Origin of the sequence: Halomonas campaniensis, from assembly GCF_014193375.1 — a bacterium.
Classification (GTDB): Bacteria; Pseudomonadota; Gammaproteobacteria; order Pseudomonadales; family Halomonadaceae; genus Halomonas; species Halomonas campaniensis.
In genome coordinates this window covers 1-1,264 of the sequence record NZ_JACHZF010000059.1, presented here as the reverse complement: position 1 = coordinate 1,264, position 1,264 = coordinate 1, and the positions used below count along the sequence as shown (strand labels likewise).

Annotated in this window: 1 rRNA gene (cut by a window edge); it reads right to left on the bottom strand. The window is 53.6% G+C overall.

Annotated features, from left to right (window positions below):
- Nucleotides 1–1,138, bottom strand: a 23S ribosomal RNA gene (locus BDK63_RS18140); it reaches 1,788 nt to the left of the window's first position.
- Between the last annotated feature and the right edge of the window lie 126 nt (nucleotides 1,139–1,264).

Here is a 1,264-nt window from a genome sequence, read left to right as displayed (position 1 = left end):
CTGGTTTGAGCCCCGTTACATCTTCCGCGCAGGCCGACTCGACTAGTGAGCTATTACGCTTTCTTTAAAGGATGGCTGCTTCTAAGCCAACCTCCTAGCTGTCTGAGCCTTCCCACATCGTTTCCCACTTAACCAGGATTTCGGGACCTTAGCTGACGGTCTGGGTTGTTTCCCTTTTCACGACGGACGTTAGCACCCGCCGTGTGTCTCCCACGCTCGCACTCACCGGTATTCGGAGTTTGCCTCGGGTTGGTAAGTCGGGATGACCCCCTAGCCGAAACAGTGCTCTACCCCCGGCGGTGATACGTGAGGCGCTACCTAAATAGCTTTCGAGGAGAACCAGCTATCTCCGGGCTTGATTAGCCTTTCACTCCGATCCACAAGTCATCCAAATCTTTTTCAACAGATCCTGGTTCGGTCCTCCAGTTGATGTTACTCAACCTTCAACCTGCTCATGGATAGATCGCCCGGTTTCGGGTCTATTCCCAGCGACTGGTCGCCCAGTTAAGACTCGGTTTCCCTACGCCTCCCCTAATCGGTTAAGCTCGCCACTGAAAATAAGTCGCTGACCCATTATACAAAAGGTACGCGGTCACAGAACATGTCTGCTCCCACTGCTTGTACGCACACGGTTTCAGGATCTATTTCACTCCCCTCTCCGGGGTTCTTTTCGCCTTTCCCTCACGGTACTGGTTCACTATCGGTCAGCCAGGAGTATTTAGCCTTGGAGGATGGTCCCCCCGTCTTCAGTCAAGGTTTCACGTGCCCCGACCTACTCGATTTCACATGATCAGATTTTCGACTACGGGGCTATCACCCGCTATGGCCACGCTTCCCAGCGTGTTCGCCTAATCAGTCTCATGCTTAAGGGCTGGTCCCCGTTCGCTCGCCGCTACTGGGGGAATCTCGGTTGATTTCTTTTCCTCAGGGTACTTAGATGTTTCAGTTCCCCTGGTTCGCCTCCCAACACCTATGGATTCAGTGTGGGATACCCTGCTTGTGCAGGGTGGGTTTCCCCATTCAGAAATGCCCGGGTCACAGGTCGTTTGCCACCTCGCCGAGCCTTATCGCAGGCTTCCACGTCTTTCATCGCCTCTGGCTGCCTAGGCATCCACCGTGTGCGCTTCATCGCTTGACCATATAACCCCAAGGGGTCTGGTCCGCGATGACGATTCGACAATTGCCGGATACGCTTGAGACGTATCTCGTGTCCTTTCCTTGCGGAAAGAACGTTTGTCAGCATGATTCACATTGTTAAAGAGCA